This window comes from Enterococcus sp. DIV0691 (genome assembly GCF_051711145.1).
GTDB classification, from domain to species: Bacteria; Bacillota; Bacilli; order Lactobacillales; family Enterococcaceae; genus Enterococcus_B; species Enterococcus_B hirae.
In genome coordinates this window covers 518,556-536,882 of record NZ_JBIOLY010000001.1, presented here as the reverse complement: position 1 = coordinate 536,882, position 18,327 = coordinate 518,556, and the positions used below count along the sequence as shown (strand labels likewise).

Genomic DNA, 18,327 nt, shown 5'->3' with positions numbered 1-18,327 from the left:
ATTCTTTTATAGTCCTATATTTAAGACTTTTGGTACTTTATATCTAAAAATAACCTGACCATAAACACAATAAATATGCAAATAATTAGTTTTTTTGAACCCCACTTAACCTTCATTCGTACTTATTTGTTATAAGAAACGTTCGGATAACACCCCTCGCCTAATTTTACTAATTTCTCTTTCTTTCAGTCGCTTTTCTGGTCACTTTTCCAAAAGTATCTTTCTTAGAATTTTGACAAATTTTTTGCTACTATTACTTCATTACATAAACACATAAAATAATTTTGATGGAGAGATACTATGAAGTATGGTCAGTTAATACGAAAAATCCGATTAGATAAAGGTTTTTCTCAAAAGGAAATCTATTCAGGAATCGTAACAAAATCTTATTGCATTGAATTTGAAAAAGGAAACCATGACTTGTCTTTCCGACTTTTAGCTCAAGTGTTGGAGCGATTGCTGGTAGATGTGGAAGAATTTATCTTTTTATATGACTATTATCACTCTTCTTCACAAAATTTATGGAAACAATATGAATTGGCTTCTAATACAAAGGACTTAGAAAAGCTCTTTGAGATCTATCAAACGACAACCGCTTCAAAAGATAAAAAAAGTCAGCTTCTAAACGCTTTAACTAAAATTGGCCATGATCAATTGAGCGACCATCAAATAGACAATGAGACCTTGGAGTTCCTTGTTGATTATTTAAAATCCATCGAAACATGGACACTACAAGAAATCAAAATTTATACCAACACCTTGAATTACTTTTCAGAAGAACAGCAACAAATTTTCTATAAAAATTCATTAAAAAAAATTCAGATCTATCAAGAATATCCCGCTGGTAAAAAAATTTATTTGACTTTGCTTCTTAATAGTTGCGGTCATTTTATTTCCTATGGGAATTTCTTTTTAGCAAAAGATGCGCTTAGTCATTTAAAGGAATTAACTACCGGAACTGAAGATACAATCTTTAAATTATATCGTATTTATTTTGAGAACATTCTGATTTACTGTACAGAAGAAAAAAGCACAAGTGAAACAATGATCCACTTTATTATCGAAACCTTAGACAAACTGGAGTATTCTTTTTTAAGCGAACAATGTACACTCTTTTTTCAGACGATCAAAAACAACTATTAATTCACTATAGTTATTCCTAAAAAATCAACTGTTATCCGTTGGGGCTATTCTTAGACTAAACGAAACTTCAAATAAACAATCAAGCCTAGTACCAATCGTTGTTAGACAAGAGAATCGCAACCATTTCTTAAAAAAAAGAAAAGCAATTTAACCTTTTTTTGAACATATGGTATGATTAATTGAATTTACTCGTCGTTAAGACGTTTTATGGAGGTTACATAATGGGAGTACGCAGTCAATTTGCGATTGCTGTTGGTAAAACATCACAATGGGCATTAAAAACCTTCTTTAAAGGAGGATCAAGTTTACCAGGTAAACTTGCACTTAAAATCGACCCACACATTTTAGACAGTCTTGCAAAAGATTATCAAGTGGTTGTCGTTACTGGAACAAACGGAAAGACATTGACAACTGCTTTGACAGTTAATATATTACGGCAACAATTTGATGAAGTATTAACCAACCCAACTGGGGCAAATATGGTTCAAGGAATCGTTTCTACTTTTTTGCAAGCAAAACCTAAAAAAGGGCAAAAAAAATTCGCTGTTTTAGAAATCGATGAAGCAAGTTTGAGTAAAGTAACTGAATACATGAAGCCTGAACTATTTTTATTTACAAACATTTTCCGTGATCAAATGGATCGTTATGGAGAAATCTATACCACCTACAAAATGATTGTAGACGGAGCAGCGAAATCACCTGATGCCACAATTATCAGTAATGGAGATTCGCCAATCTTCAACTCTGTGGAAACAATCAATCCTCGCCAATATTATGGGTTTGATCATGAAGAAGACCATGAACAAATGGCTCATTATAATACGGATGGTGTACTCTGTCCTAAATGTCATCATATTTTACATTACAAGATGATCACGTATGCAAATTTAGGGAAATACTATTGTCCAAACTGTGACTTTAAACGTCCTGAACTTGATTATCGTCTAACGGATATGTTGCGCATGGACAATGTCTCAGCTGATTTTACGATTGATGGTCATAACTATGGAATTGAAGTTGGCGGGATGTATAATGTCTACAACGCGTTAGCTGCCACAGCGGTAGCTGAATATTTTGGGGTAACCCCTGAAAAAATCAAGCAAGGCCTAGGATACGACGAAAAAATATTTGGTCGTCAAGAAATCATTGATATCAATGGTAAAAGATGTACACTCGTACTTGTTAAAAATCCTGTTGGGATCAATCAGGTCATCGATATGATCGGCTTAGCCCCTTATCCATTCTCACTAGTTGCTTTATTAAATGCAAACTATGCAGATGGAATTGACGTTAGTTGGATCTGGGACGGGAATTTTGAACATTTTGCTGATATGGATATTCCTGCAGTGATCGCTGGTGGGGATCGTCATACCGATATGTCGTTACGTCTAAAAGTTGCAGGAATCCCTGAAGATAAGATCATCGAAACAAAGGAACTGAATGAAGTCATTAAAAATATCAAACAATTACCGACCGAACACGTCTACATCCTAGCTACCTATACAGCAGTTCTTCAATTACGAAAAGAATTAGCGAATCAAGGATTTATCAAAGGAGGGATGAATCATGCCTAATTATGAATTGAATATCGCCCATCTCTACGGTAATTTGATGAATACTTATGGAGACAACGGCAATCTATTGATGCTTAAATATGTCGCTAAAAAATTAGGTGTGACCTGTCATACCGAAATTGTCAGTCTGCATGAACCATTTGAAGCAGATAAATATGATTTAGTCTTTTTTGGTGGCGGACAAGATTATGAGCAACTGATTATTTCAAAAGATATCCAAGAAAAAAAAGCAGCACTAACAAACTACATTGAAAATGATGGTGTGATGTTAGCTATCTGTGGCGGGTACCAATTCCTTGGACACTATTATGTGGGTGCCAATGGAGAAAAAATCCAAGGAATCAGTGCATTAGACCATTACACCTTAAGTCAAGAAAATAATCGTTTTATCGGCGATATCGTTATCTATAATGAAGAGTTTAATGAAACCTATTATGGCTTTGAAAACCACAATGGGCGGACATTCTTAGGGGAAGGCGAACGACCTTTAGGAAAAGTCGTTCAAGGTCACGGAAATAATGGTGAAGACCAATCCGAAGGTGTCATTTATAAAAATGTTTTTGGCTCTTATTTCCACGGACCGATTCTTGCCCGAAATGAGAATCTTGCGGAACGATTGATTCGTTTAGCACTTAAACAACGTTATGGAACAGAACTTGACTTACCAGTCGAATCTTTAGCATAAAACATAACTTTTGTTACCATAAATATTTGCTGGATTGTGATTGTAAATAAATCAATAGTAACAAGCGCAACACCACAACAGAAATAGCAAACTTTAATAATTGAGCCAAAGAATACGAAAATCACTGCTCTGATTTCTGATATTCTTTGGCCTATTTTTGATCAAGTAATGATTATTACCTTGGGATACGATTGGAAAAGCAAATGACTTCACTGACGATAAGAAAGAATCGTTTGAAAAAACGAACTAACTTTTCTGCCGTTACCTCTTTTCATTAACACTTCAACACTATCTTTTAACTAATAATTTTAGCTAATTTGCCAATCTCTTTTTCTTCTTTATTATTTTTATTATCTTACTCCCCTTAATTAGTTATCATTCGACAAATAACAACTGAATCCAAGACCACTCATTCCCTATCATTGATATCTGATTGACCAATCATTTCTAATCGTTGTTCCCACAATAATTGATTTTCCGGATCTTCATTTTGCTGGTATAACTCAATAAAATCAATAATGATGGAAGCTTGTTCGATATAAGTTTGTAATATTTTTTTCACTTCTTCCTCTTGGATCAATTCTAAATGTTTCGTTGTTTCTGCAATCTTCTTCTGTTTTAAAAAAAACAGCCCTTTCTGTAAATAATTTTGGTCTAACTTTCTTGATAATTCTTCACTTTCTAAATATTTATTTAATATCTCTGCTTCGGCCAATTGTTCTAATTCAATGTAAGCAAATGCAAGCATCACTTTTCTTTTGTCAGATAAATTTTCTGGGGTCGTTTCAATAACTACTTCCCAATTTTTTTCAAAAAAAGCTAAATCAAATCGTGCATCTGCGGTGGGGTAATATTCATTGATCTCTTTCAACCATGTAAATTCTTGTTGTTCTGTCAAATAGTCGATCAATTCATGACGCTTTTCTGGATATTCCGTTGCTGCTTGAAGATAGGCTTGCGCTTCGATTAATTTTGCCCATTCCTGCTCCTCTGTCGTGGTAATTTCTTTTTGATCTACTTTCGTAATAAAGTGTGGCCACATTACGCTAATGCCTATGAAAAGACTGAAAACAATCACCACAATAAACCAGACCCTTTTGATCGTGGGGATCAAAGATAGTAATTTTCCTTTGGTTGATCTGCTAGGTTCACCATACTTAATTGCTTTTTTCGTGCGTATCGCTGCTTTACTTTTTGTCGTCTTCTTTTTACTTCGGACTATCTGATATTGCCCACTGATTATTTCTTCTATGGCATCCTTTAACGGAAATTGTAATTCCATTGAATGAAGAAGGTGATTTTTATGATTGTAAATCCGAATACGACAACTACCTATGCTTTTATTAAGGATCGTTTGTTTATTGACCTCTTCTAATAAAATGAGGGCCTCGAAAATCGGTAGACGCTCTTCTTCGATTTCTAGCCTTTTGACATGATCAATCAGTACAGTTTCTCTTGCCATAGATAGACATCCTTTTCATTTACCAAAAGTGATGGACAAAACCGGTATTTTCATTCTGCGTATTCTTTCGATTCCTTTTCAGCTATCTCTATTGGTTGATACCTTTCCACCAAAAAGTGTTTTGTAGCTGAATCAAACACATACCAAATTTGAAACAGCCCTTCATTCTCAAGTGTTTTAGTAGACTTACCTTCTTGATTCAAACTATCAATCGTCCTTGTGACGTTGGCAATCACTTCAATTTGTTGGTCATTCACGTGACGTATAAAATTCTTACTTTTTATAAAACGAGAATGACCAAAAAATTGTGGAAAAAAATCGCTTTGCTTTCTGCTTTCTTCTTCAGCAATTTTCGCTTGTTTTGCTAAAAATTTCTCATAATTCAAATAATTATCCCCGTACTCTGTGAAAGTAAAATACGAGCGTAAAAAATCATTGACCTGTTGTTCCGAGAAATGAGCAACAGGTATACGGTTATTTGCTTCTTGTTGTGTGTTCTTTTTACCAAAAGTATATCCAATACTTACCGCTATACTGCTACTGATAACCAAACAAGCAATCGTTGTAAATAATTGATGTTTATTTCTGATTTTTACCCGCTCCCTACGATTCGATAAAAGTAAACTGGTGCCAGTTGTGGATCACCATAATACCCTGCAAATGGAGTAATGACGACATCACCATTTTGACTAAATCCTTTTTTCGTAGCGGGTGTACAGTGGATAATCGTTTTTCCACCAGCATCTAAAAAGAATCCTGTATGCCCAAAATCGCCCGACGAATTACCTTTTTCTCCCCAAATAAATAAGTCACCTGCTTGTACTTCGGAATAGTTGATCGGATAGAGAAGCTGTCCTTCCAAACCATAAAGTGTTTCTGTATTTCCCAACGGTACATTTAGTCCCATTTCATTCAACACCCAAATTACGTAAGACGAGCAATCGTGATAAGGAAATACGCCTCTTTGGTTTCCCTGAGAATAATACACACCTTTTTGATGAAGACTTTGTGCTTTAGCTAAAAGAGCTTCATGAAAGTCAGAGAATCGCTCCCACAGCAATCCCATCTCTTGCTTTCCACCCAATTGCACCATTAATTGTTTGATCGCAGGCACCCAATAACGATTGAGACCCATGGGTCAATCGGGCAATAGACCGCTCCTAATTGTTCGACAGTTACTCGTTGCTGGTCAATAATCAGCTTTTTGAGTGTTCGACCAGTTGCTTCGATTCCTTCGTCTAACGTACGATATGAAATTAAACCTTGATCATTCATTAGACCAGCTGGGTTATTTTTTTCTAGGATTCCTTTACTAGTCCCCCAAGCACTTTCATGAATCATGATCGCCGCTAAGATCACCGGTGAGATGCCGTTTCTTTTTGCTTCTTGTAAAATTTTATCTGCTCGATCGCTAAACGCATGACACTTAAGCAGAATTAATTGCCGAAATGTCCATTCATCAAATGACGTGTTTTGATTACCAGAGTCTAATTGGAATGTTTCCGAATATGCTACTTCTTCAAAATAAAAACTTGGATTTACTGATTGTCCATTTTTGGAATATTCAATGGTTACTTCATTTTCTTTCGCTACAGTTCCAATCAATTCTCCCGAAACGACTTCTTGGTCATGATTGACTAATGGTGAAACATTCTTTAAGACAAGCTGTCGATTATTGAATTGGATCACGATTGACTGATCAGTCACAGTCGTTTTCCCAGCCATCGGAGCATATAATTCTATATTTTTCTCAGCTTGTAATTGGATTCCCTGAAATAGCTTTTTTTCTTGGCCATCGAGAAAGTAACCATATCTTTGATTGACCATTAATCGATGATCTTCCTTAAATGGCGATTGTAGTTCCATCAATTGACGATAACGACCAATCGTTGAACCAACATTCAATCGTTCTTTCAATTCTTCTGTCCATTCAATGATCTGAGTAAAATATTTTGTTGTTAATGTTGCTTCGTTCCCTTTTGCATGAAGGGACCATAAGTTATCATGGATCTCATGGATTTTCGCTTTGATTACTGGATTTTCGAGTTCCACATTCTCATAACAAATACCCAAATAAGACAATACTTCATCAATATTAGAAACCAAATTCATGTCTTGTGTCATCCCTATCTGTCCGTTGATTTTAATAATGTTATGCTGCTGACGAAGCACTCGATTTTTTTCAACATCCAAATGAGTCATGTACGTCCAAATATTTGTTAATTCAAATTCATTGATATTGGGTACACTCGAATAAATGACACTGGTTATCCCTATCGTCAGTAAGAATAGTAATACACAACTAAGAACCATGAGTGATCTAAAAAAATGCCATTTATTGGGCTGAACAGCTAAGAACTTACGACGCTTTTTTCTGAAGGGAACTAACATTTTATTTGTAACGCTCCGTTTTATCGATTGATTCAAGCTACTTGATAGAAAAATTTTCCGATACTCGTTGTCTCGTTTGTTCCAATTAGATTTATTCATCGGATTGTTCCTGTTTTCTTTTTATCCGTTCCTCGGGATCAGTCGTGATTAATTCATATAATCTTGTGGTTGAATCAACGGTATTAGAAAAAGGCACGATTGCATGACCTGCACGTATCAACCCTGCACCTTTTGGCGGATGGATCAAGTGTTTTTGTTGTTGAGTAGAAAGACGAAAAAGAGTAGAAAGTTCGTCCAGATCACTTTTAGCCTGTTTTAGCATAATGATAAATTCAGTGTTGCTTAGCATCCTCCGTGCTTTATCTGAAAGCAGTAACGTCTCCACATTTTGCGTGATCCCTGTAGGAATTGCTCCCCACTTTCGGATACGACTCCATAATTCAAAAAAATAATTTTCACAGTAAGGATCATTTAGCATCAACTGCATTTCATCAATGTAAATCCACGTAGTGATCCCTCGATCCCGATTACGTACCACCCGATTCCATACTTGCTCTAAAACCACCATCATCCCAAATGTTTTTAACTGACTTCCTAACTCTTTGGTGTTGTAGATGATAAAACGCTTATTTAACTCAATATTTGTCGTATGGGAAAAAATCGCTAAAGAACCTTCAATATATAATTCTAAGTCTAATACTAGTGCCTGCGCTTCTTTTTCCGGCTGTTCTTTGAGCAACGTAAACCATTCCTTCGCTAATGTTGGCATTTGCTTGTCCTGAGAATGAAAATAGTTAAAATAAGTCAAGCGAGTCACACGATCAATGATGGAACGTTGTGCGGAATTCAAACCCGATTGTCCACCGATCAAAGCTTCAAATGCTGTTAACAAAAAGTCGGATTTTAATTTTACTGGATCAACTTCCCCACTTAAATCATCTGTGATATCCAATAGATTGATAAATGTATCGGTGTTTGGTGCAATTTTAACAATTTGCGCATCAAAAGTTTGCCCAATTAATGTATCTTCATCTTCAGGATCAATCGAGATGATTTCGTCTGTTGGATTTTTTAGTAGTGTAGTAATTTCTTCATATTTTTTGGCTACCCCTTTTCCTGAGCCTGAACTACCTAAAATCATTCCACTTGGGGTATTCAACCGTTTCCGATTGATCCGAACTACATTTTTCGTTAGCTCATTCATTCCATAGTATTTACCCTCCTCGTGGTCAAGTTCTTGCGCAGTAAATGGAATAAAAATAGCTGCACTTGCTGTAGTCAATGTTCGGCGGGTTGTTATCCAATTTTTTCCAAATGGAAGGACGGAGTTCATCCCTTCTAGTTGTAGATAATCCAAATAATGAAAGCCACAACCATTTTTTCTGGCAATACTCAAAACTCGTTCGGCTATATCAGTCAATTTTTCTTTTGTGTTTGTTCTGAAATAGACAAAAACCGAAACGAAAAATAAATTCTGTCCTTCTTTTAACAAATCATCTAATAATAAATTAGCTTCATTGATACTATTGGTTAATTCATATGGAATACTTGTATAAGGATCGTAGCCTTTTTGAGTTGCTTTTCTTTGAGCAGCGACTTTGTCTCCTTCCATATAGGCTTTTTTTATTTGAACCAGATGATTGGCTTGCTCAGCCCCGACTGGATCAATGTGGATCGATAACGTGATTTCTTCGGGTATTTCCATCAATTCTGCCATGAGTTTATCTGACAATCTAGCTGGATAGTCTTTTAGGTAAAGAATCTGGGCATATTCCTCATTGATTTCAAAATAGTTTTTCTTTTTAAAATTAAAACTGGAAGGAGCAATCACAGCTTTTGTTGAAAGATGATTAAAGACTAAATCGGAATAGTTAAATTGAAAGTGTTCCGATGATTTCAACAACTGATTGACCAATTTTAGACGCTTTAAACCGTCTAATGGGTCAACCGTTGAGCCAATTTCTTCCAAATTTCCGATTAAATTCTTTTCGATTCGTCCCAATAATTGTTTTGCCTGCTCTAAGTGATTGGCTGGAGTACTAAAAGTCAAATAGTTTTCTTTTGTAAAACGATTCTCCCCTTCATTGATTTTTTGAAGAAGCATCTGATTGACTTCTTCACGATAGCTATCGTGTTGATCGCCTTTACTCTCATAAAAAAGCTTATCCGTCATCTCATCAAGCTCAACTCTTTTTTTTAAGATCGTGATTGTTAGATGGATCGTATCATCAAGACTGTTCAATAGTTCGCCATATTTTTGGAAAATCAACAATTGTTCGTCTTGTTGAGCAATTTGATAATTCACATCTGAAAATCGAACACTTTTGGAATAATAATTAGGCACAATTTCACAAATGCCACTTTCAAACATTTTTTCATAACGCAACAAATCTTGGACATTACGCTTTGGCGCTAACTTTTTTTGATATTGCCCTCTTTTTTTCTTTTGTTTTTGCATCAAACGAATAAATTTTTTATTATTAGTTTCCGTACTCAACTTGTTTTCTTTCGGCACGCTTACTCCTTTGACCCACCATGGCATTTGAATACAACTCCTCTACAATAGGATAAGTATAATAATTCGCCAATTGAAAATAATTCCATCGAATCTGCACATACTTTTCTAAAGGTAAGTGATTAGGTGTCAGCCAGCCCACTGACAAGATAGGGGCACTGAGTACCATAAAAACGATCCCGATATCATCAATCGGATACTTCCAACTGACATAATTTAAAATGCCCAGAGGAACGATCAAAAGCAACGTTACAACAGCAGAGATAAATTGTCTTAACGAAACGCCAAAAAACAATTTTTCTTGGTAGGTTAAAATTTCTTTTCGAATTGGTACTTCAATCATCGATTTTATTTCCCTCCAGTTAAAAATGATTCTCTAGGCAGTTGCAAGAATGATTTTTGCCCATTTATTGGTATAAAATAAACTAGCACATAATGTTAGACAATTCCCTGATATCCCACTGATCACTGCAATCATTCCCTGTTTTTCATCAATTGAAAACACAGAATGTACGAGCAGTGGATAAAAACTTAATATAATAAATAAGAGGATCCCTTGCAGGGAGGAAGCACAAACTAATTTCAAAAAATTTTTACCAATCGAACTAACTTCTTCATTAAGAAACGTCACAAGAGGTAATGGAGAAATGCTAAAATACAAATAAATTTCAAAAAAACGCATGAAAATAACCAGTTTTGTTAGCACACTTGTTAGTACGGATAAAATCAACGGGATCAACAAAATAATTAACAACGTAAGTTTTTCAAAAAAGCCCCAATGGTAGATTCCCTCAATCAATGAAAGAACATCAACAGCCTTACTTCCACCTTCTCGAATCCCAATTTGACTGATACCATTACTGATTGTTGTACTAATTTCAACGATCATATGGATAAATATTGTTAAATGGCGCATGATCAACAGGCTTACTCCTAATTTAAGAAAGAGCGGGAGGAACAACTCCATGCCACCAAAACCGGAATAATTTCCATAAATTTTTTGTGCCATTTGTTGAAACTCCAGCAATAGTAAAAAGCCTAGTACAGAATAAGCAATTGGTTTGATCACTCCATTCATAATTAACTCACTGTATTGATAGATATCAGGTAGATAAGTTTCTAGATTTTGTAGTAGCATATTTTTAGGGTCGTTTGAAAAATTTAATTGATCAGCAATTGTTTGTAGTAAAAATTTGATTGCACCGTCCAGCTTAGCCACTTCCTTAGATTGAAATAGTTGCTACCCAAGCGCCAGCTGCAACGATAACAGCCCCACCAACGATCTGAAAAAGAGCATTTTGCATTCCGGGACCATTATGTTCTTTGATAGCCGCACCGAGTTGAATAATCCCCCATACAGTGAGCAGACTGCCAGAAGCAAGTACTCCTTTTGAAAACAACGACATCGCTTGCTCAAAATAGTCCATATTATTCTTTCTCCTTTTCTATCGCTTGTTGATTCATAATGGTTACTTGGTAACTAGCATGTACCCGCTCAAAAGAATCACTGATACTCAAACTGACAGTGTAAGTTCCTAGTTTGTTGACATCGACGTTTTCAGTCACTTCGACATCTGTTAAAGATAATGTTTCTTCTTTGTCGTAAACCTCAATTCCTGCTAGCGGATCAAATGCCTCTCCAATAGCTAGCACCTTATCGGCTATGCCTATAAATCGTGGTGGTTCATTGATGACCGTGATTTTCCCATAACCACTGGTTGTTTTGCCATTTGTATCAGTGACTTTAAGAGGAAGCAAATATTTTCTTAATTTAGATGTATCGATCCGATTCCATGCTGCTTCATCTATTTCAATATTTAATCGTTCTAATGGATCTTCTCGATCTGAAACAACCAGTTGTGCAAAATAATCTTCTTTCTTCAAAGCAGAGAAAACATTGACTTGAAGATCCGCCTGGATGATTTTAGGGGCTTCATTCGTTACTTGTACGAGAAGTCGTCTCTCCTCTGCATATTTTCCATATCGATCTTGCACATTGCCAATCCTAAAGAAATATTTTCCTTCTTTATTGGAATCAAAATTAGTTTCTAAGATATTGGTTTTATTTAATGAGATATCTCCGTCTTCCCTATCCCAAGCTTTCACATAGTCGAAAATATTCAACTCTTGATTTATCTGATGGTCAATCCATTCGGGTATATGGATTACCGGTGCATCATTTTCAATTTTGATAAACGCTTTCGTTTTCGCTTGAGCGCCATGTCGATCATTGACAGAATAAAGCACCTCATAGCTTCCTTCTTTGTTGATATCTAGATTTGTTTCGACTTCAATCTTTGCGGTTAGATCCCCATCTTCTTGGTCCATTGCGGATACTCCTGCTAACAAATCAACTGGTACACCGATCTGCTGGTACATTGTCGACTGCTTCAAGTTGATTTTCGGTAAGCTATTAACAAAAAAGTAGATGGTGGCATCTGTAAACATTCCTGCCGAGTCGGTGACACGGATCGTAAATTTTTGCTCGCCCAGCTTCGACGTGTCAATAAAATTATGTTTGACTGTGGGAAAAGCGTCGTTACCCGTGAGAATCTCAAAATAGTCTGCTGGTTCAAATTTACTATATTGCTCAATGACCATGTAAGTGGATGCTAGTGAAATTTGTGGTTTCTGCCAAGTCGTTTGATCACTCTCACGATTCTTTTCTTTTTCAATAGAAACTGGAGGGGCCTCATAGACTGGGGCTTGTTTACTATCCGCTCTTTCTTTTGAAGTTTCTAAAGTTGTGACTTCTGTTTTCTTTTTTTCTTTGGCAAAGGCAACAACTAATTGCGCTACCTCATGCTCTAGTTGTTGAAGTGGCAATTCCGTTCCCTCAGTTTTAGAACTAAAATAGTCAAATTGTTCCATGACTGCGATTGCCGGATCATGATCCTCTTCAAGAAAATAATGAGTGGGTATTTCTTCTTTTTCTATGTTTTTTGTATCAATGATATTTGCTACTTGTTTTTGTTTACTTGCTACTGGTTTTTCTTGATTGTGACTCAAGTAGATGCTAGTAATTCCTGTGATACTTCCACTGATAAAAAGGAACAAAAGTCCATATTTTATCCTGCCTAGATTCTTTTTCGATAACTGATCTACAACAATTGAACGTTTCACCATTCTTTAGACCATCCTTTCTTTTATCTTCTAAACACTTTGATCATACTTTTAGTAAAAATAAGCGAAATCAATTTTTTCACAACTTTACATGTTTCTGCTTTTTTTGAAGATAGAGATAACTGCTAACGATAATAATCAAGCTCAATCCAAGAAGAACCATCTCTAGCGAACGTCGTTCATTCGTTTTTGGCAACATGCTTTGCTTTAATAATAATTTTTCTTTTTTTAATGTAATTGTCTGATCTTTGTTCCTTAAATCATCCTCACGTCCTACTTCATTTTTTTGCTCTTCTTCATAATATAGGACGTGGGTCGCTGTTAATTGATCGCTATCTTTGAGGATATTTGCCTTCAACTCAAGAAATACTTCAAATGTATCTTCTTTGTTCTTTGGAGTGTAAGTTGATGTCGCTTCACTGACTACTTCTCCTGTTTTCGTATTCTTATATTGCGTAAAAACAGTATAAGTGTGTCCGATTTCGATTGCCTCGCCTTTGACCCACACCACATCTTTCAACTGATTGTCTACTGTTGGATCAAGTATTTTTTCGCCAGCAATATCGCTAAATAAAGAGGTCAACTCTAATGGTTCCCGTTCATTGTAGGCTTCAAGAACAAGTAGTTCGCCATCTTTTTCAACCGTGACAGAAAAATCCATTGGTTCTTCTAATGGTAAATAGCCTGCCAAAGGTTCCACTTCAACAAATTTATAGTTGCCATAAGGTAGTGCCTCTACATTGATTTTCCCTTCTTTATCAGTCAAATATTTTTCAACTAAGGTTTCAGTCAATTCTCCATTTTCATCCGTTGCTATGTTGTATAAATGAAATGGGACATTTTCTATTGGTTGTTCATTCAACCGATCTCGCTTGATCAATTGGATATTTTGACGAGCTAAACGGTTCGGAACTTCTAGGCGAATCAAGGCGCCAGCATTCTCTTCTGTGACACTAAAAATGAGTGGTTCTTCTAGTGGTACATATCCTTCTGGTGCTTTGATCTCATGGAGTTCATAGCGATCCACACCCCAAGGCAAACTTTCTGTGGTAATGATTTCGCCTTTATCATTGGTTTCAAAAATCTCGGTCTGTTCCGTGTCATTGGGTCGCACCATCGAAACAAATTCGCCTTCTCCTTCATTTGCCCAAGTATCAAAAATTTTGAACTGAGCGCCTGCGTAAGGTATGTTCTCGCCTGTTTCTTCATCCACTTTGACGATATGCAATCGAGATTCAATCACTTTATCTTCCAATAAAAAGAAATGGGTATAGCCGTCTTCCGTGATCGTCACTTCAAATGGTTCGATCAATAAATAGCCGTCCACACCTTTGGTTTCTTCAATGGTGTAGGTGTCATAAGGTAGATTCTCAAACTTGAAATACCCGTTCTTACCAGTGACTTGGATATATTCTTGTCCAGTGGTGTGAGAAGTAGCTGTCAGTTCAACACCTTCTAAAGGTGGCTTTACCCCCTGTTGCTCTTTCGCCAGTCTGGCAATTACTTCAAAAACGGTTTGAGGAATCAAGGGGCGTGAACCAAACTTATAGCCTTCTACATTTCCTTTGATGACTCGATCAGTCACCGTATTACTGTGAAGCGCTACAGTTTCATTTTGTCCAGCATACGTGAGGTTAACGGTATGTTTTGTAGTATCTAAGGTGTAGCCTTCTGGCGGTTCGATTTCTTGGAGATAATAGGTTCCTAACTTTAATCCTTTCACCTCTGCTTGTGCTATGCCATTGACATCTTGCATCGTTAGTTTACTAATAGAAGTCCCATTCTTATCGGTTAGCTCGTAAACAGCTCCTACCAATTGAGAAGCCCCTTGTGGTTTACTGCCTGTTTCTTCATCTTCTTTGATCACTTTGAGATTCGCTAGTTGCTCTTTATTATCTAAACTGATTGTGGTGGTCTCATTGGCTTTGATGGTCACTGTCTGAGGTGTGGCATTGAGGACATAGCCATTCGGTGCTTTGATTTCCTGGATCGTTACTTTTGTGTCGACTAACAAATCATTCCAGGTAGCATAGCCATCAGAACCTGTAGTGATTTCTTTGGCTTTTCCATCAGACGTAGTAAAACGAAAAACGGCACCTGCCAGTGGTTGCTTGGTCGTTTCATCTACTTTGCGTACACGGGCATTGCCGTTTTTTAAAACAGTTATGGTTAAAGAAATTTTTTTACGTTCATTTAATCTACCAACCATCATATTTTGGGTATATGGGTGTTGATAAATTAGCGGAACACCTTGAAAAGTAGAGGCAATATCATAGTCAAATTCAACTCGACTAGTCGCTTCTGCATTTTTGTTGGCAAGAATCGTTAATTGATTTCCTTTTTTAGAAATACTTAGTCCTTGTGAGACGAAAGATGGTAATGACTGATAATTACTAAAGGCATGGGTCGTGTCAGTTAAGGTGATACTTTCTCCAACTTTTAAGGTTATCGTTTGTTTGTCAAAAGAAGGTGATGTATAGAAATAATTGACATTTTTCATGACAGCAGATTTAAAGGTTTGATAGTCCGTCATCGAAAATACCCCTGAAATACTCAACGGTGTAATCCCTTGTTGTTCCCATGCCAAAATTTGAGTCATCAATTCTTTTTTCAACGTGTGGCCCGAAACCATCAGCCCGTAATACTTAATCAAAGAAATTTTTTTCATCTGTTCAGTATTTCGCTCAGCGACTGTATAGCCAGAGTTATTTCCAAGATTAAGTGCAGCACCTGGTTCTATGCACAAGGCAATTTCATTGTTGATCCGTTTACCGTACCAGCCATATTCACGTACACCGTTCGATAAGCGAATATCAATATTGGAGATATGAGCATTGGGGTCAACATAAATCGTTTGATTGTTTCGTTGGTGGGTTTGAGTTTCTCCTAAAGCAGCATGAATCGAGTGAGTGATGTAATTCGAAGGAGTTGTCGTATATAATTTGCCGTCTTCAGTTTGAATCAACTGATTCTCTTGAAGAAAACTTATCTTACGATCGTCTTGATCTGTATTTTCTAAATTTCTTGCTAAAACAACAAGTGGTCGGCAAAACGAAACGGATAATAAATGAATGATCAAAAATATGCGTACAACTAACTGGTATTTTTTCATCGAAATTCTCCTGTTTTTTGATAATAAACCTGCTTATCTACAAAAGTTCTCTCATAAACATAGAATTACTACTGACACTAAAAATCAAAATATTCGCTACTGAATCAAGCGAATCACATATTCATTTTTAGTGCGGTCATACCTTAAAACGCCACTTTTTTGTATCTGATTGATCAATTTTGCTTTGTCTCCATTTGTCCATCCATCTTGATGAACAAGCTGTTCATATTCACGCAAAGTAATCTGTTTTCTTTTACTACTACGCATAAAAGTTAATAATCGCTGGAGTTCTGTCATCAAGTTGTCACTCCTTAAAAATTTTAAGGCCACACCATTTTTAGGATAAATGGAAACCTGACTTTTTTAGGAAAAAGCCACCCCATATCCTCACGGTCCTCGGAAAAAACATTACGTAAGAAATTTTTCTTCAAACCATTAATCACAGTTATCGGTTCCGTCCTCCGTAAGAGATTCTAGTCATACTTTTGCTGTTAGCATGCCAACACTAACAGGACTGTCATTTAGTTGAGCATCGATAAAGATTGACAGCAAATCATCGTTATCAGTTAGGTTGCTAACCAGTAATGATGCTCACATATAACGTTTTCAACGAACAAATATGTTTTTTTGCAACGACTAAACTTGCCAAGCTTTTACTTTCATTGGTCGTTCCACGTACTGTAAGTTTTGTTTTGTGTTCCTTCGTTTAGAAAAAATAAGACCGCCAGAAGAAACGGCTGTTTTTATTTGTGGATAAATCTTGTAGTCAGGTAATTCTTTTTTTGTCTCTTGATTGATAAACTGTCCATTCCCTAAATTAGCCCACGTAGAACCATCAAATAATCGAATCGTTAGTGCTTTACTTCGAATTGCTTTTTTTGAACAGATTCGTAACACGTAAATCCCTCCTCACTCTATAATTACGATTTATTTGCGATTCTTCCAAAAAAAATAAAAGACATTGATCAACTTAAGTCAATCAATGTCTTTCAGTTCAGCTTATTTTGTTTTGGGGAAGAATTAGATCATTACAGTGATCGTAGCAGCAGCTAAAATCAAGACTAGTCCAATAACTGTAACAGTCATTTCTTTCTTGGTTTTCTTTTGTCCTAGGAACCAAATACCAGTCAGTGTCGCTAATACTACGGATGTTTGAGAAAGAATAAACCCTGTTGCTAACCCATTCATATCTGGTTGAGCTGAAATTAAATAAGTTAAAGCAGCGAAGGCAAAGAAAAATCCTGAAAAAATATGTTTATAAGAGACCACTTCGACAAACGCTGATTTTTCTTTAAAACTTAAAACAGCTGCATAAACAACAGCAACGATTACCATACCAATTGCTTGAGGTAAAAAGGCATGCATTCCATCAATTGAAGTTGCTTGAGGAGCTGCGGAATAAGCCCAGTAGCCGATTTCGCCTACTGCTAATAAAAGAACCGCTTTTTTCAATAAGTTACTGCCTTCTGTATTTTTCTTTTCAGTCCAAACAGTCATCCAAGCACCTAAAATAATCAAAACTAAAGCAAAGGCACCCAAGACTTTCGCAGTAGCACCTGGCCAATTTCCTAAAGCAAACACGCCCCACAATGAAGCCCCTAATAATTGAAAAGCAGTAGTAATAGGCATTGCACGAGAAGAACCAATCAAGGTAAAGGATTGGAATGTAATGATTTGGGCGATTGCCCAACCAACACCAGATAAGATTGAAAAAGTCAGGTCAGATCCTGTTGGTAACTCCATTCCTTTATATAAAGCAAAAACAATTGCAAAAATCAATGTTCCTAATGTTGAACCTAAAATTTGATTGACCGGACGTCCCCCGATCTTAGATGCGATCGTAGGATATAACCCCCAACCAAGTAGTGGGCCTAAGCCAATTAAAAGCGCGGTAGTATTCATGGTAGACTATTCCTCCTTCTTTTTTAAAAAACGACGCCGCTTTCTAAAATAATATTAGCATAAGGTGTCATTTCCCCTGTGCGAATAAACGCATGACACTGATTCAAATCAGCTTTCATTTTACTATGAGGGATAAAAGTAATAGGTGTTTCAGGTAGCCGTTGTTGAATTTCCGATAATACTTTAGGGTTTTCTGACTTGATTTCTTCAGCTAAATAAATACGTTGAACTTCTAACTCTTCAAGCACATTGTTCAAGACTTCCATAAAGCTTGGAATACCATTATCTACAGCCAAATCGATTTTTTCAGTTGTCATCGGCACGGGCATACCTGCATCACCGATACTTAATGTGTCAAAATGTCCCATTTGTGCGATTACACGAGAGATATCTGAATTGATTACTTTTGATTTTTTCATA

17 protein-coding genes are annotated in these 18,327 nt (G+C 36.3%); 3 read left to right on the top strand and 14 right to left on the bottom strand.

The features are described from left to right. Nucleotides 1-300 precede the first annotated feature (300 nt). The 3 genes from IGJ11_RS02420 (at nt 301) to IGJ11_RS02410 (ending at nt 3,402) form a co-directional block, all read left to right on the top strand. Nucleotides 301-1,143, top strand: coding sequence for a helix-turn-helix domain-containing protein (locus IGJ11_RS02420; protein WP_207432876.1), 843 nt, complete (start codon nt 301-303; stop codon nt 1,141-1,143). A gap of 221 nt (nt 1,144-1,364) precedes the next feature. Beyond that, nucleotides 1,365-2,717, top strand: a complete 1,353-nt coding sequence (locus tag IGJ11_RS02415; protein ID WP_207432872.1) for a Mur ligase family protein — start codon at nt 1,365-1,367, stop codon at nt 2,715-2,717. Beyond that, entirely contained in the window at nt 2,710-3,402 is a 693-nt protein-coding gene (locus tag IGJ11_RS02410) for a type 1 glutamine amidotransferase (RefSeq protein ID WP_034699589.1), read from the top strand. Before IGJ11_RS02415 ends, IGJ11_RS02410 begins: the two co-directional genes overlap by 8 nt. Nucleotides 3,403-3,811: 409 nt before the next feature. Here the strand turns inward: IGJ11_RS02410 and IGJ11_RS02405 are convergent, their stop codons facing one another. The 14 genes from IGJ11_RS02405 to rbsD all read right to left on the bottom strand — a co-directional run bounded on the left by IGJ11_RS02405 (nt 3,812) and on the right by rbsD (nt 18,326). Further along, nucleotides 3,812-4,864 (bottom strand): hypothetical protein, encoded by a 1,053-nt coding sequence (locus tag IGJ11_RS02405; protein ID WP_207432869.1) that lies wholly within the window; start codon nt 4,862-4,864, stop codon nt 3,812-3,814. Between the two features lie 50 nt (nt 4,865-4,914). After that, nucleotides 4,915-5,415: a hypothetical protein gene (locus tag IGJ11_RS02400; RefSeq protein ID WP_225428991.1), complete on the bottom strand. Its 501-nt coding sequence runs from the start codon at nt 5,413-5,415 to the stop codon at nt 4,915-4,917. Between the two features lie 41 nt (nt 5,416-5,456). Beyond that, nucleotides 5,457-5,999 carry a peptidoglycan amidohydrolase family protein gene (locus IGJ11_RS02395; protein WP_438772286.1) on the bottom strand — a complete coding sequence of 181 codons (543 nt, stop codon included), beginning with the start codon at nt 5,997-5,999 and terminating at the stop codon, nt 5,457-5,459. Beyond that, nucleotides 5,957-7,354 (bottom strand): glucosaminidase domain-containing protein, encoded by a 1,398-nt coding sequence (locus tag IGJ11_RS02390; protein ID WP_438772284.1) that lies wholly within the window; start codon nt 7,352-7,354, stop codon nt 5,957-5,959. The genes IGJ11_RS02395 and IGJ11_RS02390 overlap by 43 nt, the downstream gene beginning before the upstream one ends. Further along, on the bottom strand, nt 7,347-9,797 hold the full coding sequence (locus IGJ11_RS02385) for a VirB4-like conjugal transfer ATPase, CD1110 family (RefSeq protein ID WP_207432862.1): 2,451 nt from the start codon (nt 9,795-9,797) through the stop codon (nt 7,347-7,349). The genes IGJ11_RS02390 and IGJ11_RS02385 overlap by 8 nt, the downstream gene beginning before the upstream one ends. Then, a complete protein-coding gene (locus tag IGJ11_RS02380) occupies nt 9,736-10,113 on the bottom strand; it encodes a PrgI family protein (protein ID WP_010720014.1) in 378 nt (125 codons plus the stop codon). The genes IGJ11_RS02385 and IGJ11_RS02380 overlap by 62 nt, the downstream gene beginning before the upstream one ends. A gap of 33 nt (nt 10,114-10,146) precedes the next feature. Further along, nucleotides 10,147-10,989, bottom strand: a complete 843-nt coding sequence (locus tag IGJ11_RS02375; protein ID WP_010720015.1) for a hypothetical protein — start codon at nt 10,987-10,989, stop codon at nt 10,147-10,149. A 4-nt stretch (nt 10,990-10,993) separates the two neighbouring features. Further along, on the bottom strand, nt 10,994-11,197 hold the full coding sequence (locus IGJ11_RS02370) for a hypothetical protein (RefSeq protein ID WP_010720016.1): 204 nt from the start codon (nt 11,195-11,197) through the stop codon (nt 10,994-10,996). 1 nt (nt 11,198) lies between these two features. Then, on the bottom strand, nt 11,199-12,896 hold the full coding sequence (locus IGJ11_RS02365) for an immunoglobulin-like domain-containing protein (protein ID WP_207432858.1): 1,698 nt from the start codon (nt 12,894-12,896) through the stop codon (nt 11,199-11,201). Nucleotides 12,897-12,972: 76 nt separating this feature from the next. After that, nucleotides 12,973-16,005, bottom strand: a complete 3,033-nt coding sequence (locus IGJ11_RS02360; RefSeq protein ID WP_207432847.1) for a SpaA isopeptide-forming pilin-related protein — start codon at nt 16,003-16,005, stop codon at nt 12,973-12,975. 96 nt (nt 16,006-16,101) lie between these two features. Then, nucleotides 16,102-16,302, bottom strand: a complete 201-nt coding sequence (locus IGJ11_RS02355) for a hypothetical protein (RefSeq protein WP_010720019.1) — start codon at nt 16,300-16,302, stop codon at nt 16,102-16,104. A gap of 339 nt (nt 16,303-16,641) precedes the next feature. Continuing rightward, on the bottom strand, nt 16,642-16,902 hold the full coding sequence (locus tag IGJ11_RS02350; RefSeq protein WP_207432844.1) for a hypothetical protein: 261 nt from the start codon (nt 16,900-16,902) through the stop codon (nt 16,642-16,644). 123 nt (nt 16,903-17,025) lie between these two features. After that, the gene (rbsU, locus tag IGJ11_RS02345) at nt 17,026-17,907 is read right to left on the bottom strand and encodes a ribose/proton symporter RbsU (protein WP_207432841.1); all 882 of its coding nucleotides are present in this window, start codon (nt 17,905-17,907) and stop codon (nt 17,026-17,028) included. 23 nt (nt 17,908-17,930) lie between these two features. Next, nucleotides 17,931-18,326 (bottom strand): D-ribose pyranase, encoded by a 396-nt coding sequence (rbsD, locus tag IGJ11_RS02340; protein WP_010720022.1) that lies wholly within the window; start codon nt 18,324-18,326, stop codon nt 17,931-17,933. Between the last annotated feature and the right edge of the window lies 1 nt (nt 18,327).

What these genes read in the sequence shown, in the direction of transcription:
- IGJ11_RS02420 (WP_207432876.1), top strand. Translation starts at nt 301, where the DNA reads ATGAAGTATGGTCAGTTAATACGAAAAATCCGATTAGATAAAGGTTTT.
- IGJ11_RS02360 (WP_207432847.1), bottom strand. Translation starts at nt 16,005, where the DNA reads ATGAAAAAATACCAGTTAGTTGTACGCATATTTTTGATCATTCATTTA.
- IGJ11_RS02415 (WP_207432872.1), top strand. Translation starts at nt 1,365, where the DNA reads ATGGGAGTACGCAGTCAATTTGCGATTGCTGTTGGTAAAACATCACAA.
- IGJ11_RS02410 (WP_034699589.1), top strand. Translation starts at nt 2,710, where the DNA reads ATGCCTAATTATGAATTGAATATCGCCCATCTCTACGGTAATTTGATG.
- rbsD (WP_010720022.1), bottom strand. Translation starts at nt 18,326, where the DNA reads ATGAAAAAATCAAAAGTAATCAATTCAGATATCTCTCGTGTAATCGCA.
- IGJ11_RS02355 (WP_010720019.1), bottom strand. Translation starts at nt 16,302, where the DNA reads ATGACAGAACTCCAGCGATTATTAACTTTTATGCGTAGTAGTAAAAGA.
- IGJ11_RS02405 (WP_207432869.1), bottom strand. Translation starts at nt 4,864, where the DNA reads ATGGCAAGAGAAACTGTACTGATTGATCATGTCAAAAGGCTAGAAATC.
- IGJ11_RS02370 (WP_010720016.1), bottom strand. Translation starts at nt 11,197, where the DNA reads ATGGACTATTTTGAGCAAGCGATGTCGTTGTTTTCAAAAGGAGTACTT.
- IGJ11_RS02390 (WP_438772284.1), bottom strand. Translation starts at nt 7,354, where the DNA reads ATGAATAAATCTAATTGGAACAAACGAGACAACGAGTATCGGAAAATT.
- IGJ11_RS02395 (WP_438772286.1), bottom strand. Translation starts at nt 5,999, where the DNA reads ATGGGTCTCAATCGTTATTGGGTGCCTGCGATCAAACAATTAATGGTG.
- IGJ11_RS02380 (WP_010720014.1), bottom strand. Translation starts at nt 10,113, where the DNA reads ATGATTGAAGTACCAATTCGAAAAGAAATTTTAACCTACCAAGAAAAA.
- IGJ11_RS02365 (WP_207432858.1), bottom strand. Translation starts at nt 12,896, where the DNA reads ATGGTGAAACGTTCAATTGTTGTAGATCAGTTATCGAAAAAGAATCTA.
- rbsU (WP_207432841.1), bottom strand. Translation starts at nt 17,907, where the DNA reads ATGAATACTACCGCGCTTTTAATTGGCTTAGGCCCACTACTTGGTTGG.
- IGJ11_RS02385 (WP_207432862.1), bottom strand. Translation starts at nt 9,797, where the DNA reads ATGCCATGGTGGGTCAAAGGAGTAAGCGTGCCGAAAGAAAACAAGTTG.